Annotated in this window: 18 protein-coding genes; 6 read left to right on the top strand and 12 right to left on the bottom strand. The window is 76.1% G+C overall.

The genetic code is table 11. The features are described 5' to 3' along the window. The first annotated feature begins 4 nt into the window (after positions 1-4). Complete coding sequence (locus F593_RS0115670; protein ID WP_022929697.1) at positions 5-1564, top strand: metallophosphoesterase family protein; 1560 nt, start codon at positions 5-7, stop codon at positions 1562-1564. Between the two features lie 77 nt (positions 1565-1641). Here F593_RS0115670 and cysK read toward each other — a convergent pair whose 3' ends face one another. Together cysK and F593_RS0115660 are read right to left on the bottom strand one after the other, a co-directional pair. Beyond that, positions 1642-2595, bottom strand: a complete 954-nt coding sequence (gene cysK / locus F593_RS0115665; protein ID WP_022929696.1) for a cysteine synthase A — start codon at positions 2593-2595, stop codon at positions 1642-1644. A 23-nt stretch (positions 2596-2618) separates the two neighbouring features. Further along, positions 2619-3572 carry a serine O-acetyltransferase gene (locus tag F593_RS0115660; protein WP_022929695.1) on the bottom strand — a complete coding sequence of 318 codons (954 nt, stop codon included), beginning with the start codon at positions 3570-3572 and terminating at the stop codon, positions 2619-2621. Between F593_RS0115660 and F593_RS0115655 the strand changes: the two genes are divergently transcribed. Continuing rightward, positions 3571-4047, top strand: a complete 477-nt coding sequence (locus tag F593_RS0115655) for an NUDIX hydrolase (protein WP_022929694.1) — start codon at positions 3571-3573, stop codon at positions 4045-4047. The genes F593_RS0115660 and F593_RS0115655 overlap by 2 nt on opposite strands. Before the next feature lie 101 nt (positions 4048-4148). Here F593_RS0115655 and F593_RS0115650 read toward each other — a convergent pair whose 3' ends face one another. Further along, entirely contained in the window at positions 4149-4814 is a 666-nt protein-coding gene (locus F593_RS0115650) for a head GIN domain-containing protein (protein WP_022929693.1), read from the bottom strand. A gap of 178 nt (positions 4815-4992) precedes the next feature. On the opposite strand from F593_RS0115650, the gene F593_RS0115645 reads away from it, so the two are divergent. Further along, complete coding sequence (locus F593_RS0115645) at positions 4993-6522, top strand: FAD-dependent oxidoreductase (protein WP_022929692.1); 1530 nt, start codon at positions 4993-4995, stop codon at positions 6520-6522. 42 nt (positions 6523-6564) lie between these two features. Beyond that, the gene (locus tag F593_RS28595; protein ID WP_022929691.1) at positions 6565-7293 is read left to right on the top strand and encodes a DUF6989 domain-containing protein; all 729 of its coding nucleotides are present in this window, start codon (positions 6565-6567) and stop codon (positions 7291-7293) included. Between the two features lie 86 nt (positions 7294-7379). Here F593_RS28595 and F593_RS0115635 read toward each other — a convergent pair whose 3' ends face one another. The 3 genes from F593_RS0115635 to F593_RS0115625 all read right to left on the bottom strand — a co-directional run bounded on the left by F593_RS0115635 (position 7380) and on the right by F593_RS0115625 (position 10596). Continuing rightward, positions 7380-8093, bottom strand: coding sequence for a GPP34 family phosphoprotein (locus F593_RS0115635; protein ID WP_022929690.1), 714 nt, complete (start codon positions 8091-8093; stop codon positions 7380-7382). A 40-nt stretch (positions 8094-8133) separates the two neighbouring features. Further along, complete coding sequence (locus tag F593_RS25835; protein ID WP_022929689.1) at positions 8134-9027, bottom strand: aldo/keto reductase; 894 nt, start codon at positions 9025-9027, stop codon at positions 8134-8136. A 159-nt stretch (positions 9028-9186) separates the two neighbouring features. Further along, entirely contained in the window at positions 9187-10596 is a 1410-nt protein-coding gene (locus tag F593_RS0115625; RefSeq protein WP_022929688.1) for an aminotransferase-like domain-containing protein, read from the bottom strand. On the opposite strand from F593_RS0115625, the gene F593_RS0115620 reads away from it, so the two are divergent. Next, positions 10595-11542, top strand: a complete 948-nt coding sequence (locus tag F593_RS0115620) for a DMT family transporter (protein WP_051160560.1) — start codon at positions 10595-10597, stop codon at positions 11540-11542. The two genes, F593_RS0115625 and F593_RS0115620, sit on opposite strands and share 2 nt — an antisense overlap. On the opposite strand, the gene F593_RS0115615 is transcribed toward F593_RS0115620, so the two are convergent. Beyond that, positions 11526-12026 (bottom strand): BON domain-containing protein, encoded by a 501-nt coding sequence (locus F593_RS0115615; protein ID WP_022929686.1) that lies wholly within the window; start codon positions 12024-12026, stop codon positions 11526-11528. The genes F593_RS0115620 and F593_RS0115615 overlap by 17 nt on opposite strands. A 122-nt stretch (positions 12027-12148) precedes the next feature. Here F593_RS0115615 and F593_RS0115610 point away from each other — a divergent pair, with 122 nt between their 5' ends. Beyond that, a complete protein-coding gene (locus tag F593_RS0115610; RefSeq protein WP_022929685.1) occupies positions 12149-13201 on the top strand; it encodes an LLM class flavin-dependent oxidoreductase in 1053 nt (350 codons plus the stop codon). Positions 13202-13344: 143 nt separating this feature from the next. Here F593_RS0115610 and F593_RS0115605 read toward each other — a convergent pair whose 3' ends face one another. The 5 genes from F593_RS0115605 to F593_RS25830 form a co-directional block, all read right to left on the bottom strand. After that, positions 13345-14208, bottom strand: coding sequence for an anti-sigma factor domain-containing protein (locus F593_RS0115605; RefSeq protein ID WP_022929684.1), 864 nt, complete (start codon positions 14206-14208; stop codon positions 13345-13347). After that, positions 14205-14792, bottom strand: a complete 588-nt coding sequence (locus tag F593_RS0115600; protein ID WP_022929683.1) for an RNA polymerase sigma factor — start codon at positions 14790-14792, stop codon at positions 14205-14207. The genes F593_RS0115605 and F593_RS0115600 overlap by 4 nt, the downstream gene beginning before the upstream one ends. An 11-nt stretch (positions 14793-14803) precedes the next feature. Then, a complete protein-coding gene (locus F593_RS0115595) occupies positions 14804-15013 on the bottom strand; it encodes a Sec-independent protein translocase subunit TatA/TatB (RefSeq protein WP_051160559.1) in 210 nt (69 codons plus the stop codon). A gap of 257 nt (positions 15014-15270) precedes the next feature. Next, complete coding sequence (pdxH, locus tag F593_RS0115590; RefSeq protein ID WP_022929681.1) at positions 15271-15915, bottom strand: pyridoxamine 5'-phosphate oxidase; 645 nt, start codon at positions 15913-15915, stop codon at positions 15271-15273. A 26-nt stretch (positions 15916-15941) separates the two neighbouring features. After that, the gene (locus F593_RS25830) at positions 15942-16421 is read right to left on the bottom strand and encodes a MarR family winged helix-turn-helix transcriptional regulator (protein WP_022929680.1); all 480 of its coding nucleotides are present in this window, start codon (positions 16419-16421) and stop codon (positions 15942-15944) included. Positions 16422-16430 lie beyond the last annotated feature (9 nt).

Here is a 16430-nt window from a genome sequence, read left to right as displayed (position 1 = left end):
GCCCATGGCCGACGCCTCCCGCCCCACGCCTCCTCGCACCGTCCGCCCGGCGCACGGCCCCGTTGGCCGTCGGGCGCCGGGTGGCCGGGCCCGCCGCCGCGCGGTGCTCGTCGCCGTCGCGCTCCTCGCCCTCGTCGCAGGGATCCTCGTCGGCCGCACCACGGCGTCGTCCGGCCCCGACCGCGCGGACGCGGGCTCCACGCTCGCGGTGACGCTCCGCGACCCCACGGGCTCCGGCGCCCTGCAGCCCGCGCCGGGCGAGCCGCTCCGCGACCGCACCGAGCTGGCGGGCACGGGGGCGCCGCCGCGGCCCGGGCGCACGCTCGGCGTCATCGCGCAGCTCACCGACACCCACGTGCGCGACACGGCCTCGCCCGCGCGGATCCCGTTCCTCGACCGCCTCGGCACCCCGTTCACGGCGGTCTTCCGGCCCCAGGAGCCGCTGACGCTGCAGACGCTCGCGGCGGCCACGCGCACGGTCAACGCCCTACGGCCCGACCTGACCCTCGTCACGGGCGATCTGACCGACAACAGCCAGGAGAACGAGCTCGACGCCGCGATCGGCGCGCTGCGGGGCGGGACGGTCCGCCCGTTCGACGCCCGCAGCCTGCAGGGGGCCGACAACGCCGACCCCTTCTTCTACCGGCCCGACGTCGACCCGCCGCGTCGACCGGGCCTGCTCGACCGGGCACGGGCGCCGTTCCGCGCGCCCGGCCTGCGCGGACCGGTCGCCGTGCTGCCCGGCAACCACGACGTGCTCGTCGGCGGCGAGGTGCGGGCCACGCCGGGCCTGCGGGCCACGGCGGTGGGCGCCGAGCGCCTCGTGACGCCCGACGGGTCCTTCGCCCGCAGCGTCCCCCGCGAGCAGGCGGCGGCCCAGGAGTCCGTGAACCGGCTGCTGGCCGCGGGCGACCTGCCGGGCACGACCGCCCCGGTGCGCCCCGACCCCCGGCGGCGCCTGCTCTCGGGCGAGCAGGTCGTCGCCCGCCTGGCTCGCGCCGGACTGGCGGGGGAGCGCGCCGGGCGGGCCGACGCGGTCCGCGACGTGGGGACGGGCGTGCGCGTGGTGCTGCTGGACGACGTGCCCCGCGGCGGGAGCGACACGGGCGCGGTCGACGCCGCCCAGTTGGCGTTCCTCGACCGCGCGCTGACCACCGGCGGCGACCGGTGGATCCTCGTCGCCGTCCACGCCCCGCTGCAGCGCACCCCGCAGGGCCGGGCGATCCGCGACCGCCTGGCCCGCGCGCCGCGCGTGCTCGCCACGGTCGGCGGCGACACCCACCACGACCGGGTCCGGCCGGTCCGCACGGCGGCGGGCGGCTACTGGTCGATCACCACGAGCGCCCTGGCGGACTGGCCGCAGCAGGGCCGGGCCCTGCGGGTGCGCGCCACCGCGGGCGGCGGCGCCCTGCTCGAGACCCACAAGCTCGACACGGCCCCGGACGGGCTCGCCGACACGGCACGCGAGCTGGCGTACCTCGACGCGCAGGGCGGCCGACCGGACGGCAACGCGGGCACCCCCGACGACCGCAACGTCCGCCTGTACCGCGCCCCGCCGCGCTGAGCGCGACGGGGTCCCTCCCCCGCGCCCGCGCCGCTGGGCGGAGCGGTCGGCGGGGCGCCGCGGGTGCGGCGGGCGTCCTAGCTGCCGGAGCCCTGCTGGAGCGCCGTGCCGTCGGCGACGAACAGGCCCTCGACGGAGAGGTAGCGCTCTCCCGTGTCGTAGCAGAAGGTCAGCACGGTGCTGCCGTCCGGGATCTCCGGGAGCTTCGCGGCGACGGCCGCCAGCGCGGCGCCGGAGGACGGTCCGAGGAAGATGCCCTCCTCGCGCGCGGCGCGCACGGCGTAGGCGAACGCGTCCTCCTCGGACACGCCGATCACGCCGTCGACGGTGTCGGGGTGGTAGTTGTCCGGGACGAAGCCGGCGCCGATGCCCTGCAGCTTGTGCGGGCTGGGGTCGCCGCCGCCGAGGACGGGCGACTTCGCGGGCTCGACGGCGAACGTCTTGAGCTCGGGGAACCGCTCCTTCACGACCTCGGAGACGCCGGAGATGTGGCCGCCCGTGCCGACGCCCGTGATGAGGAAGTCGATGCCGTCAGGGAAGTCCTTCAGGACCTCCTGCGCCGTCGTCTCGCGGTGCACCGCGACGTTGGCGGGGTTGTCGAACTGCCCCGCCATCCACGCGCCGTCGATCTCGGCCTCGAGCTCCTTCGCCCGGGCGATCGCGGCCTTCATGCCGCCCGCGCGGGGCGTCAGCTCGAGCTTGGCGCCGTAGGCGGCCATCACGCGGCGGCGCTCGAGCGACATGGACTCGGGCATGCAGACGACCATGTCGTAGCCGCGGACGGCGGCCACCATCGAGAGGCCGACGCCGGTGTTGCCCGAGGTCGGCTCGATGATCGTGCCGCCGGGCTTCAGGACCCCGCGGCGCTCGGCGTCGTCGACCATCGCCAGGGCGATGCGGTCCTTGACGGAGCCGCCGGGGTTCGCGCGCTCCAGCTTGATCCACACGTCGACCTCGCGGTCGGCGAAGAGCCGGTTGATGCGGACGTGCGGCGTGTCGCCGATGGTGTCGAGGATGCTGGCGGCCTTCATGCTGCCTCCTGGGGGTCGCGGTCTTAGATCGTGAAGTCGAGGACGTCGTCCGGCGGCTCTTCGCGCTGCCGGTCGAGTCGGGCGGTCGGCGTGACGACGGAGTGCGCCGGCACGCTGCTGGTCAGCCAGACGTTGCCGCCGATGCGGCTGCCGGAGCCGATGACGGTCTCGCCGCCGAGGATCGTCGCGTTCGCGTAGATCACGACGTCGTCGCCGATGGTCGGGTGGCGCTTCGTCCGCGCGAACCGCTTCGAGACGCTCAGGGCCCCGAGCGTGACGCCCTGGTAGAGCTTGACCCGCGCGCCGATGACGGCGGTCTGGCCGATCACGATGCCCGTGCCGTGGTCGATGGAGAGCGAGGGCCCGATCTGCGCACCCGGGTGGATCTCGATGCCGGTGTCGCGGTGGGCGATCTCCGTCAGCAGCCGCGGCAGCAGGGGCACGTCGCACCAGCCGAGCAGCTCGTGCGCGAGCCGGTAGATCGCGACGGCGCGGAACCCCGGGTAGGCCAGGATGACCTCGTCGACCGAGTCGGCCGCCGGGTCTCCGTCGTAGATCGCCTGGGCGTCGAGCAGCAGCGCCTCGCGGACGGCGGGCAGGCGGGCCATGAACCGGTCGACGGCCTCGTCCGGGTGCCGACACGACGCGCTCGGCAGGTGCAGCGCGCCCGAGAGCAGGCGGCGCAGCTCGCCGTACTCGCGCTCGACGTCGCCCGCGCAGCCCCCGACCTCGGCGGCGAAGTGCGGGAACAGCAGCTCGAGCGTCAGGTGCACGATGTCCTCGGCGACCACGCGCAGGCGTGGAGGCAGGGGATACCGCGCGCGTTCGCGGGAGAGCTCCTCGAGGAAGGGCGTCAGGTCGGTGCGTTCAGGGGCTGCCACCGTGCCGCGCAGCGTACCTCCCGCGCCGCCCGAGAGGCCCAGCACGGTCGATCCGGCCCGCGCGCCGTCGGCCCGCGGCGCGATCATGCGGCCCATGGCGACCCCCACCCTCAGCGGCGGACTGCTGCTCTTCCGCCGCGATCCCGACGGCCTGCGCCTGCTCATCGGGCACATGGGCGGACCCTTCTGGGCGCGCAAGGACGAGCGGGCGTGGTCCGTGCCGAAGGGCGAGTGCGACCCGGGCGAGGACCCGCTCGACGCGGCCCGTCGCGAGTTCGCCGAGGAGCTCGGCCTGCCGTCCCCGGAGGGCGAGACGCTCGACCTCGGCGAGGTGCGGATGAAGAGCGACAAGCGGATCCGCGTCTGGGCGGTGGAGGGCGATCTCGACCCGGAGGCCGTGGTGCCGGGCGTCTTCGCGATGGAGTGGCCGCCGCGCTCCGGGCGCACCCAGGAGTTCCCGGAGGTCGACCGCGTCGCGTGGGTCGACCCGGAGACCGCGCGCGCCAAGCTCGTGCAGGCCCAGGCGGCGTTCGTCGACCGGCTCGAGGAGGCACTGGGCGACGCGGCCTGAGCGCGGGCTGCGGCGCGCGTCCCGCGCCTCGTCCGGCGACGCCCCGGCGCGGCGCCCGCCCTCCCGCGGTGCGACCCCCGGCACCCCCGGCGGCCCCGGCGCTACTTCCGTCGCAGGTCGGCCCCGGCGGAGAGACGCTGGGTGACCTTCGGGTCGCCGGCGTACGTCACGTCGCCCCCGCCCGAGACGTCGACGTCGAGCTTGCGGCTCGCGTGGACGGCGACGTCGGCGCCGCCGCTGACGGCGAGCGTCACGTCGCGCGCCACGAGCTCGCCCAGGTCGACGTCCGCGCCACCCGAGCTGGTGGCGGTCAGCTCCCCCACGCGTCCGCTGCCCGCGACGTCGGAGCCGCCCGCGGCGCGCAGCTCCAGGGCCTCGCCGCCCAGGTCGTCCACGCGCAGGTCGACGGCCCCGCCGACGTCGACGGCCCGCAGGCGCGGCAGGGTCACGGTGGCCGTCGCGCGCTGCCCCGTGCCGATGCCGAACAGCCCGTCGTCGTCCCCGTCCAGGCGCAGCGTGCCGTCCTCCACGTCGACCGTGACGTCCTCGACCTCGCTCTCCGGGCCCTCGATCCGCACGGAGGCGCGCTCCCCGCGCACCACGACGACCCGCAGGCCGCCCTCGGCGTCGATCGCGTCGACGGCGGTCAGCGTGCGGATGGTCGACGCGGCGGGGCCACCGTCGGCACCGCAGCCGATGACCGCGGCCGCGGCGAGGACGAGGACGGGGCCCAGGAAGGCGGCGCGTGGGGTGCGGGGACGGGTCATGGGGCCACCGTATGCACCGTCCCGCCGTGTTCCCATGGGGGATTCCCCCGTGTCCTCCGGGATCCCCCGGGGGGGGCGCGCCAGACCCGCGGGCGGTGCTCGCCCCCGCGAGGGGCCGTGCCACCGCGACGCCCCACCGCGCGTTAGGTCGCGGGGCGAGCGGGTAGACGCCCGACGCATGACCAACGACGCGACCGTCTCCCTCTGGGAGGCCACGAGCGACCCCGGGCCGACCCGGATCCTCGCCGACGCCGACGACACCCCCGAGGTGCTGATCGTGGGCGCCGGCATCGTGGGCCTGACGACCGCGCTGCTGCTCGCCCGCGCCGGCCACGACGTGCTCGTGGTCGAGGCCCGGCGGGTCGGCTCCGGCGTCACGGGCTACACCACCGGCAAGGTCACGGCCGCCCACGGCCAGCGCTACGCGTCGCTGAAGCGCGCCGTCGGCGCCGACCGCACCCGGATGTACGCCGAGGCCAACCAGCGCGCCGTCGACTGGGTCCGCGACCTCGTCGCCACGGAGGGCATCGACTGCGACTGGCAGGAGCGTCCCGCCTACACCTACACGAGCTCGAAGGCCAAGGCCCGCAGCCTGCGCAGCGAGGCCGAGGCCACGATCGAGGCCGGGCTCGACGCCCACGAGGTCCACGGGCTCCCCGCCCCGACCGAGATGGTGGCCGGCGTCCGCGTCGACGGGAGCGGCGAGCTGCACGGCCGGCGCTACGCGCTCGCGCTCGCCCGGCTGGCCGAGGCCGCGGGCGCCCGCATCGCCGAGGGCATCCGCGTCGTCAAGGTCCGTGAGGGCGACCCCTGCGTCGTCGACACCGCGGAGCGCGGCGAGATCCGTGCCCAGCACGTCGTGATCGCCACGCACGTGCCGATCCTCGACCGCGGCCTGTACTTCGCGCGCCTGCAGCCCGAGCGTTCCTACGCCATCGCGGCGCGCTACTCCGGCGACCTCCCCCTCGGCAGCTTCTACGACGTCGGGCCGCCCTCCCGCTCCGTCCGCACGGCGACCGGCCCGGACGGCGAGCCCGTCGTGATCGTCGGCGGCGAGGGCCACGGCACCGGGCGCCGCCACGACATCTGGAAGCGCTACGAGCGGCTCGAGGCGTGGGCGAAGGAGCACGTCCACGCCACCGAGGTGACCCACCGCTGGTCCGCCCAGGACCCGATGACGCCGGACAAGGCGCCGTACGTGGGACCGCTGCGGCCGGGCAGCCGCCGGCTGTGGACGGCGACGGGCTTCGGCAAGTGGGGCCTCTCCGGCGGCACCGCGGCCGCGCACGCGATCGCCACCCGCATCGGCGGCGGCGAGGACCCGTACGCGTCGCTGTGGAACCCCTCGCGGGCGCGGCTGGTCGGCAAGCCGTTCCAGGCCGGCAAGCTCGCCGCGTGGAACGCCGAGACGGGCGCGTTCCTCGTCGGCGACCGCCTGCGGCCGACGAAGCGCGGCGGCGTCGACGCGCTCGAGCCCGGCGAGGGGAAGATCGTCCGCGAGGGGCTGAAGCGCACCGCGGCGTTCCGCGACGAGGCGGGCGCGTTGCACCGCCACTCGTCCGTCTGCACCCACCTGGGTTGCGAGGTGCACTTCAACCCGGCGGAGCAGAGCTGGGACTGCCCCTGTCACGGCTCGCGGTTCGACGCGCGCGACGGCACGGTCCTCGAGGGCCCCGCGGTGCGTCCTCTGGCGCGGCGCGACGACTGACCGCGGCTTGACACCGCGTCACCGGCCCGCCAGCCTGACGCGATGTCCACCGCCGTCGCCGCAGGCTCCGCGGGCCCCGCCGTCCAGGACGACGCCGGGACCCGACCACGGACGGCGCACGACGTCCGCGTCATGGTGGCCCTGCACGTCGCGCTCCTCGCGGGGTTGGCGATCAGCGCCGGGCTACCCGCTCCGGCCCGCGGCTGGGGGTTCCTCGCCGTCGCGGTCGCCTACGCCGTCGCGCTGCCGGTCCTCGCGCGCCGGCTCGGCCGGGCCGACTGGCTCGCCCTGTGGGCGTTCCTCCTGCCCGTCTCGGTCTGGCAGGTGCTCCCGGACTGGTTCCTGGCGGACGTCCTGGGCACCCTGCGGTTCCCCGACGCGGGCGGCCCACGCGTCGACGACGTCATCCCCGTGGCGATGGCCGGCCTGTGGCTGCCGCCCCTGTTCGTCGCGCTCGCGGTGGCGGGCCGCTCCCCCCTGGTGGCCGGCGCGGTCGCGCTCGTGCTGTTCGCGGGGGCGGAGCTGCTGGCCCCCACGTCGGGTCTGTGGGAGCCGGCGGGGGACACGGCGCGGGGCGCCGGCGTGGCGCTCTACGTGCTGCCGGCCGAGGCCGCGCTGGGGTGGGCCGCCGCGACGGCGATGATGGCCGTCGGCGGCGCTGGGCGTGCGCGGCGCTGGGCGGCCGCGCTGGCGGTCTCGACGTTCTACCTCGGCGCCCTCGTGCTCTGCCACTTCCTCGTCGACGTGGCGGGGTTCCGCATCACCGTCTGAGGGGGGGGGCCTCCGCGCAGGTCGTCCTGCAGGGCGGCGCGGCGGCAGCCCGGGAGGGACGGCGCGGCGGCGGTCGGCGGGCGGCGTCAGTCGTGCGCGGTGGTCGTCACGACCGTGACCGCGCCGACCGGCACGAGCACCACGTGCATCGCCTCGACGGTGGCGCGCACGGCGTCGGCGACCGGGCCCTGCGGCGAGGGGCTGCCGTCGGGGGCGTCGCCCGCCACGCGCGCGGCCCGCAGCTCTGCGGCGTGCACGTCGTCCGGCTCGAGGTGCGCGACCAGGCCGCCGTGGTGGAGGTAGGCGATCATGGCGCCGAGGGCGACGTCGCGGGACTCCGCGCCACCGAGGACTTCGCGCACCAGCGCGCGGTCGTGGCGCAGCGCGTCGGTGTCGGCCACCCGCAGGTGCCGACCGAGCGGGACGCCGAGCACCCGGCGCGGCTCCTCCCGCAGCAGGCCGAGCGTGGTCAGCGCACCGATCGCCCGGCGGGTCGCCCGGCCGGACGCGTGCGCGGCCAGCACCTCGAGCTGGTGGTCCCCGTCGTCCCCGGCGGGCAGCTCGTCGCGGACCCACGCCTCGAACGGATCCCCCGCGTCGCCGGACCCGCGGACGTAGCCGGCGCCGCGACGCTCGATCGCGCCGTCGTGCAGCAGCTGCAGCACCGCGGCACCGAGCAGCAGCGGTCCGGGGCCGCCGACCTCGGCGGGCGGCCGGCCGTCCTCGCGGGCCAGGACCCAGGCCAGGCGCAGCGGCAGCGAGAGCGCCGCCGATGCGGCCGACCAGGGGGTCGCGGTCATGTGCCGAGGCTACCGGCCGGCGCCCGCGACCCGGACGGGATCAGTCGTCGGCCTGCGCGGCGTCGCGGCCGGCGGCCTCGAGCCGCTGCACCTCGTCGTCCGACAGCTCGATCTCGGCGGCGGCGATGTTCTGCTCGACGTGGGCGACCTTCGAGGTGCCGGGGATCGGCAGCATCACGGGCGAGCGGTGCAGCAGCCACGCCAGCGCGAGCTGCGCCGGGGACGAGCCGTGCTCCTTGGCGATCTCGTCGAGCGGGCCGCCGTCGACGGCGAGCTTGCCCGTCGCGATCGGGAACCACGGGATGAACCCGATGCCGAGCTCCTCGCAGCGGTCGAGCACGTCCTCGGAGCCGCGCTCCACGAGGTTGAACATGTTCTGCACCGTCGCCACCTTCACGCCCGCGTCGAGCGCCTGGTCCAGCTGCTCCACCGTGACCTCGGACAGGCCGACGTGGCGGACCTTGCCCTCGTCCTGCACCGCCTTCAACGTGGCGAACTGCTCCTCGGCGGGCGTGTCCGCATCGATGCGGTGCAGCTGCCAGAGGTCGATCGTGTCGACGCCGAGGCGGACGAGCGAGCCCTCGAGCTGCTGGCGCAGGTAGCCCTCGCGCCCGACGGGGCGCCAGTCGGCCGGGCCGGGCCGCGTCAGGCCGGCCTTCGTGGCGATGACGACCTCGTCGGCGTAGGGGTGCAGCGCCTTCCGGATGAGCTCCTCGGACACGAAGGGGCCGTAGGAGTCGGCCGTGTCGAAGAGGTCGACCCCGAGCTCGGCGGCGCGCCGCAGCACGCGGACGGCCTCCTCAGGGTCCTTCGGCGGGCCCCAGACGCCCTCGCCGGTGAGCTGCATGGCGCCGTAGCCGAGGCGGTGGACGGGGGTGTCGCCGCCGATGGCGAAGGTGCCGGAACGGTGGGCGACGGGCGGGGTGGTGCTCATGGGAACTCCTTGCTGGGGACGCCGGTCGGGCGCCCCTTCTCCCTGAGGTCTACCCGGTGCCGCCGCCCGGCCAAACGTGAAGCGGACCGCGGACCGGGCGCGCGTGTCCCCGGGGACGACGTGCGGACCCGCAGCGCCGCGTCGTCCCGCGGCCGCGGCTCACCCCGTTCCGGCGAGCACGGCACCGATCCGCCGCGCGCCCTCGGCGAACGCGCCGGGATCCGGGCCGGAGTAGTTCAGGCGGACGTACGGCCCGGCGGGTTCGGCCGGGAACCACTCCGTGCCGGGGGCGACGAGCACGCCGGCGGCCTCGCATGCCCGGGCGAACGCCCGCGGCTCCACGCCGTCCGGCAGGCGCAGCCACAGGTTGAGTCCCCCCGCGGGCACGTGCTCGAGGTGCGCGTCGGGGACATGCTCGCGCACCGCCGAGACGAGTAGATCGCGACGCGCGCGCAGCTGCGGGCCCAGGTGCCGCAGGTGCCGCGTCCAGGCCGGCTGCGTGACGACGTCGAGCGCCGCCGCCTGCAGCAGCCCGCTGACGTACATCGAGGCGGCGCCGCCGTCGCGGAGGAGCCGCTCCCGCGCCGGACCGCGGGCGACGACCGCAGCGATCCGGATCGCCGGCGAGACGCTCTTGGTCAGGGACCGCACGTAGACCACGTGGCCGGCGTCGTCGTGCGCCGCCACGGGCACGGGCTCGGCGTCGATGCCGAAGTCGCGCGCCCAGTCGTCCTCGATGAGGAACGCGCCGTGGGCGCGCACGACGTCGAGCACGTCCGCCCGGGTCTCGGCGCTCCAGTGCGCCCCGGTGGGGTTGGCGAAGACGGGCTGCGCGTAGAACGCGCGGGCCCCGGTCTCCGTGATCGCCCGTCGCAGGTCGTCCGGGTCGGGCCCCGCGGGGCCGCTGGCGACCGGGACGACCTGCACGCCGGCCTGCGCCGCGGCCAGGATGGCGCCCCAGTACGTCGGCGACTCCACGAGCACCGGCCGGCCGGCCCCGACGAGGGCGCGGAAGATCGAGCTCAACCCACTCTGGCTGCCCGGCAGCACCAGCACGTCGCCGCCCGTGGGCGGCGAGACCCCGGCCGGCGTCGCGGACGCCAGCTCGGCGGCGAACCAGGCGCGCAGCTCGGGCAGCCCCGCGACGGGCGCCCGCGACAGGACGGCGTCGCTGCGGGCCGCGCGGCCGAGTGCCGCCCGCAGGGCCCGCTCCGGGAGCAGCTCCCGGTCGGGGTACCCGGCGTGCAGGCCGATGGCGCCCTCCGGCGTGGGGCGCATGGACCACGACGGTTCCGGCAGCCGCACCCCGGGCGAGCGCAGCGCGGTCGTCTGCCACCCGTAGTCCTGCGGCCGAGCGGTCCGCACCGCGCGGACGAAGGTCCCGACGCCGGGCCGTGCCTCGACGAGGCCCTCCGTCGCGAGGAGGCGGATCGCCCGTTGCACCGTCGCGGCGCTGGCGCCCCAGCGGTCGACCAACGCGCGGCTCGAGGGCACGCGCGTCCCCGGGGCGGCGGTGGCGACCCAATCACGCAGGTCGGCGGCGATGCGCGACGCGCTATCCTCGGTCATGACCTCAGAGAGTAGCGCTACCGCTCCGGCGCGTCCGGTGCTACCGGCCACGTCCGCAGGCCTCGGCTGGGGCCTCCTCGGCGTCCTGGCCTTCTCGTTCACCGTCCCGCTCACGCGCGTGGCGGTCGGCGGACTCCAGCCGCTCTTCATCGGGTCGGCCCGCGCCGTGGTCGCCGCCGCCCTCGCGGCGCTCGCGCTCGGGCTCACCCGCCAGCGGCTCCCCACGCGCACCCAGTGGGCGCGCCTCGCCGTCGTGGCGGGCGGGATCGTCATCGGGTTCCCCCTGCTGACCTCGTTCGCGCTGCAGACCGCGGCCGCGAGCCACGGGGCGGTCGTCATCGCGCTCCTGCCCGCCGCGACGGCCGTGACGGTCGTGCTCCGGACCGGCGAGCGCCCGCCGCGCGTCTTCTGGGCCATGGCGGTGGTCGGGGCGGTGGCCGCGGTCGGCTTCGCCTCCGTGCAGAGCGACGGCGCCGCCCGGCTGCACCCGTCGGACCTGCTGCTCTTCGGCGCCGTCGTGGCCGCCGCGCTCGGCTACGCCGAGGGCGGCCTGCTCTCCCGCGAGCTCGGCTCGTGGCAGACCGTCTCGTGGGCGCTCGTCCTCGCGGCCCCGCTCATGGTCACCCTGGCGGCCGCCTCGGCGACGCACGAGCCCCCGACGGCGTCGGCCACGCAGTGGCTCTCGTTCACGTACCTCGCGCTCGTGAGCATGTACCTCGGCTTCTTCGCCTGGTACCGGGGCCTGGCGATCGGGCCGATGGCGCGGGTCAGCCAGGTGCAGCTCGTGCAGCCGGTCCTCAGCATCCTCTGGGCCGCCCTGATCCTCGGCGAGGAGCTGACGTGGGCGACGGTCCTGGGCGGGATCGTCGTCGTCCTCTGCGCCGGGGTGGCGGTGCGGGCGCGCCTCGGGGCCCCCGCACCGGTCCCGGTCAGTCGCGGATCTTGAGCAGGTCCTCGACGCGCGCCACGCCGTCGACGCCGCGGGCGCTCGTCACGAGGCGGTCGCGCAGGGTGGCGTTGGCGACGGACCCGCGCAGGTGGACGACGCCGTTCTCGCTGTCGACGACGACGTCGCCCTTCGGGGCGTCGGCCGGGCGGAAGATCTCGGACTTGACCCGGTCCGTGAGCGTGCGGTCGTCGGCCTGGCGGCGGCGCTCCTCGTGGCGGGCCGACGCGCGCTCCTGGTCCGCGCGCTCGGCGGCGATGCGGGCCTCCTCCGCGATCCGGTCGGCCTCGACGTTCGCCGCGCGGCGCCGGGCGAGCACGGTGGCGACGAGCGCGCCGAGCAGGGCGCCGACGCCCAGGAGCGTCACGGACCGGATGGGCTGGCGCTTCGCCTTCGTGGCGGTGCCGTGGGCCGCGTGGTGGAGCGTCGCCTTGGCGACCTTCTTCGCCGCCTTCTTGGCGAGGTAGGACTGTGGTGTGGTCACGGGGCCGGATTCCTGTCGTGGGGGTTCGCCGTCACCTACCCGGGGCCCACCGGACCCAACCGCGCGCCGGGCGCGATCCCCGTACCTGCGGGCTCGGGCGGGTGGAGTGCCACGATGGAGGGATGAGCGACGTCGCACTGTCGGTCCTGGACCTCGCTCCCGTCGCCGACGGGTCCACGCCGTCCCGGGCCCTCGAGAACGCCCTCGACCTCACCCGCCACGTCGAGGCCCTCGGCTACGGCCGCGTGTGGGTGGCCGAGCACCACAACATGCCGGGCATCGCGAGCTCGTCCCCGCCGGTCCTGATCGCGCACCTCGCCGCCCACACGGACCGCATCCGCCTGGGGTCCGGCGGCGTGATGCTGCCCAACCACGCCCCGCTCGTGGTCGCCGAGCAGTTCGGGATGCTCGAGGCGCTGCACCCCGGCCGCATCGACCTGGGCCTGGGCCGCGCGCCCGGCACCGACGGCCTGACGGCCGCGGCCCTGCGCCGCTCGAGCGATCCCTTCGGCAACGAGGACGACTTCCCCGCGCAGCTCGCCGAGCTGCGCGGCTTCCTCCGCGGCGACCTCCCGCGCGAGCACCCGCTGCACCGCATCAAGGCCGTGCCGAACAACGGCCGCGAGCCCGACGTCTGGCTGCTCGGCTCCTCGGGCTTCAGCGCCCAGCTCGCCGGCGAGCTCGGGCTCCCGTTCTCCTTCGCCCACCACTTCAGCGCGCAGAACACCGTGCCGGCCGTCGACATGTACCGCTCGTCGTTCCGGGCCTCCGAGGTGCTGGAGCGCCCCTACGTGATGCTCGGCGTGAACGTCGTGGCCGCGGACGACGACGAGCGCGCGCGGTTCCTCGCGGGCTCGGCCAACCTCCAGATGATGCGGCTGCGCCAGGGCAACCCGGGGCTGCTGCCGACGCCGGAGGAGGCCGAGAAGCAGCTCCGCGGCGAGGCCGCCGGGCGCTTCGTCGCCTCGCGCGCCGCGTCGCAGATCGTCGGCGGGCCGGACACGGTCCGCCGGGGGATCGAGGAGCTGCTGGCCCGGACGAACGCCGACGAGCTGATGGTCACGACCTCGGTGCACGACCACGGCGAGCGCCGGCGGTCGTTCGAGATCGTCGCGGAGGTCATGGACCTCGCACCGCGCGAGGCCCGCTCCGCCGCCGGGGCCACCACGGCCTGAGGACGACGACGGCCGGCGCCCCTGGACACGCCGGCCGTCGTGCCCGCCGCTGCGGCGGCCCGCGACCGCCGGCCCGACCCGTGAACGCCGGCCGTCGCAGCGGCGGTGGTGCCCGGGCGGCCCGGACCCGTCGCCGCCCCGCCTCAGACGGGGACGCGGATCACCGGGTCGGACGTCGGGGCGGGCGAGCCGCCCTCGGGCTCGGCGGTGACGAGCACGTCGTCGACGCCGCTCATGTCGCCGTCGATCGTGGCTTCGGCGCGGCCGCGGTCGTCCACGTCGAAGAGCACCGTCGTGGGCTTGGGGGCCTCGTCGCCCGTCTTGAGCCACACCTGGTACGCCCGGCCGGAGCCGGCGGGCTTGAGCCCGCGGACCTCGAGCCGGTGCTCGTCGCCCGAGCTGACCATCGCGACGGACGCCCCCGGGGCAGCGGCGCCGAGGACCTGGCCCGGCACGCGCTCGGTCGCCTCGCCCCCGGTGAAGAGGACGCCGGCGACGACGAGCGCGACGACCACGGCCGCCAGCGCCGTGGCGCGAGCCGGGTGCCGCAGCGCGGCGAGGAACCCGGAGCGGCGCGGGCCCGCGCCGTCACCGTGCGCGGGTGCCCCCGACCCGCGCGGAGCCTCGACCGGGGAGGACGCCGTCGCGGGGGCGGCGTCCGTGACGGACACGGACGGGGCCGGCGGGTAGGAGCCGGCCTCGCGCTCGTCGTCCTCGCGGACGGCTGTCGCGGTGTCGCCGCGCCCGGCGCCCGGGGTGCCGGCGGCGCCGAACAGCGACGCCTCCTCCTGCACCTGGGCCATCAGGCGGCGCTTGAGGTCGGCCCCGGGGCGCTCCTCGGGCACCGGCACGTCGAGCAGGGCGTCGCGCACGGGGTCGAAGGACGCCACCTCGGCGCGGAACGTCGGGGACGCGACCATGTGGGCACGGACCTCGGCGGCCTCCTCCGGGGTGCAGGCACCCAGGACGAACGCACCGATCAGCTCGCGGGCCTCGTCGGGGGTCATGCGGCACCTCCCGCCGGGAGGGCGCTGCGCATTCGGGCCAGCCCGCGGTTCATCCGCGCCTTGACCGTGCCGAGCGGCAGGCCGAGCATCGACGCGATCTCGCTGTGGGAGTAGCCGGAGTAGAAGGACAATTCGATCACCCGGCGTTGGTCGTCGGACAGTTCGTTCATGAGCTCGCGCGTCTCGCCCGCCGCAGCATGGCGAAGCGCGGTGGCCTCGGTGTTCTGGTCCTGCGGCGCGGGGTGGCGCTCGGCGAGCGCCTCGTCCGCCACCTCCCGCTCCTTCGTCCGCGACGCCCGCCGCAGGTGGTCGATCGCCCGGTTGCGGACGACGGCGAGCACCCACGAGCGCGCGTTGCCCAACGAGGCGTCGTACCGACCGGCGGAGCGCCAGACGGACAGGAACGCCTCCTGGCACACGTCGTCGGCCGGTTGACGGCTCCCGACGATGCGGTACGCCAGGGCGTACGCGGACTGGATGTGACGGTCGTAGAAGACCTCGAAGGCCTCGGGGTCCATCTTGGAGACCCGCTCCATGAGCGCCGGGTCCGAGAGGTTGGACAGGTGGTCGGAAGGCGGCGCCATGTGCATCGAGCTTAGACCGCCCGATGCTCCCGGGTGCCGGCGTCGGCCGCGACGCGCGGAGCCTCGGCCACGACCTTGGGGGCTTCGGGCGCCTCGTCGCGGTCGTTCGCCAGCGAGTCGCGGAACTCGCGCACCCCCGAGCCCATGGACTTGGCCATGTCGGGCAGCTTCTTCGGGCCGATCACGAGCAACGCGATGACCAGGACGATGACGACTTCCATGGGTCCGATACCGAGCGGCATAGGTCCTCCTCAGGGGCTTGCGGGTCGGCGCTCCCGGGTCGGGAGCCGCCGGTCGCCCGGGGGCGACATGCTCACTCCCTAGAACGGCGGAGACCCCGGATCGGATGCGCGCCGGCCCGAGACGCTACGCCTCGGTAGGGCGGAAAGCGCGCGTTTGCAGGGAACAAGCAGCGTGGGGTCGCGGACCCGGTTTCCCCTCGGGGCCGGCGGGGAACCGCACCCGCTGCGCCGGTGGCCTACGGCTGCAGGCGGCTCCGCGTCCAGCCGTCGCCCTCGCGGAGGTAGACGAAGCGGTCGTGCAGCCGGTCGGGGCGGCCCTGCCACAGCTCGACCTCGTCCGGGGCGATCCGGAACCCGCCCCAGTTCGTCGGGGTCGGGATCGCGTCGTCGTCCGGGAACCGCAGGGACTGCTCCGCCATCCGCGCCTCGATCGCGGCGCGGTCGGCGATCGGGGCGCTCTGCTCCGACGCCCAAGCCCCCCGGCGGCTGTCGGCGGGCCGGGTGGCGAAGTACGCGTCGACCTCGTCCCGGCTCACCGGTTCACACCGGCCCTGCACGCGGATCTGGCGGTAGATCGGCTGCCAGTGCAGGCAGAGCGCGGCGTACGGGTTCTCGCGCAGCTCGCGGCCCTTGCGGGAGTCGAGGTTGGTGAAGAACGTCAGGCCCCGCTCGTCCAGGTCCTTCAGGAGCACCATCCGCACGGACGGCCGGCCCTGCGCGTCGGCGGTCGCGACCGACATCGCGTTGACCTCGGTCGCGCTCTCGAGCTCGTCGCGGGCCTCGGCGACCCACCGGGCCACCTGGACCATGGCGTTCTCGTGGAGGTCGGCCTCGGTCAGCGGCGTGCCGTCGTAGGTGCGGCGCAGGTCGGCGAGTCCCATCGCCCGATGGTCGCAGGCCGCGCGCTTCAGCCGGCCGGCGCGGGGTCGCGGAGGGCCGCGTCGACCGTGCGCGCGAGCCGCTCGCGCAGCTCCTCCCCCACGTCGCCGAGCAGCTCGCGCTCCACCGCGGAGGCGATCTCGTCCGCGCGGGCGAGGACCTCGCGACCCTCGTCCGTGATGCGCACGATCGACCGCCGCCGGTCGCGCTCATCGCGGCGCCGCTCGGCGAACCCCTTCGCCTCGAGCGCGTCGAGGACGGGGACGAGCTGCGCGGGCAGCAGCCCACAGAGCGTCGCGAGCTCGGCCTGCGATCCGGCGTCGTCACGGGACAGGACGGCGAGCAGCGTGTAGTCGCGCCCGTCGAGCCCGAGCGGCCGCAGGCGGTCGACGCCCCGGCGCTCCATCTCGAAGGCGACTTTGATGAGCAGGAGGCCCGTGCGGTCGGCCACCCCGGCGGGCAGCGTCGTGAGCGCCCAGGTGGTGTCGGGTCCGTCGGAGCACTCCATGGACGAATC

The organism is Patulibacter americanus DSM 16676, from assembly GCF_000420025.1.
In the GTDB taxonomy this organism is placed as follows: Bacteria; Actinomycetota; Thermoleophilia; order Solirubrobacterales; family Solirubrobacteraceae; genus Patulibacter; species Patulibacter americanus.
Note: the sequence above shows the minus strand (reverse complement) of the source record. Positions and strands in the feature narration are given on the sequence as shown.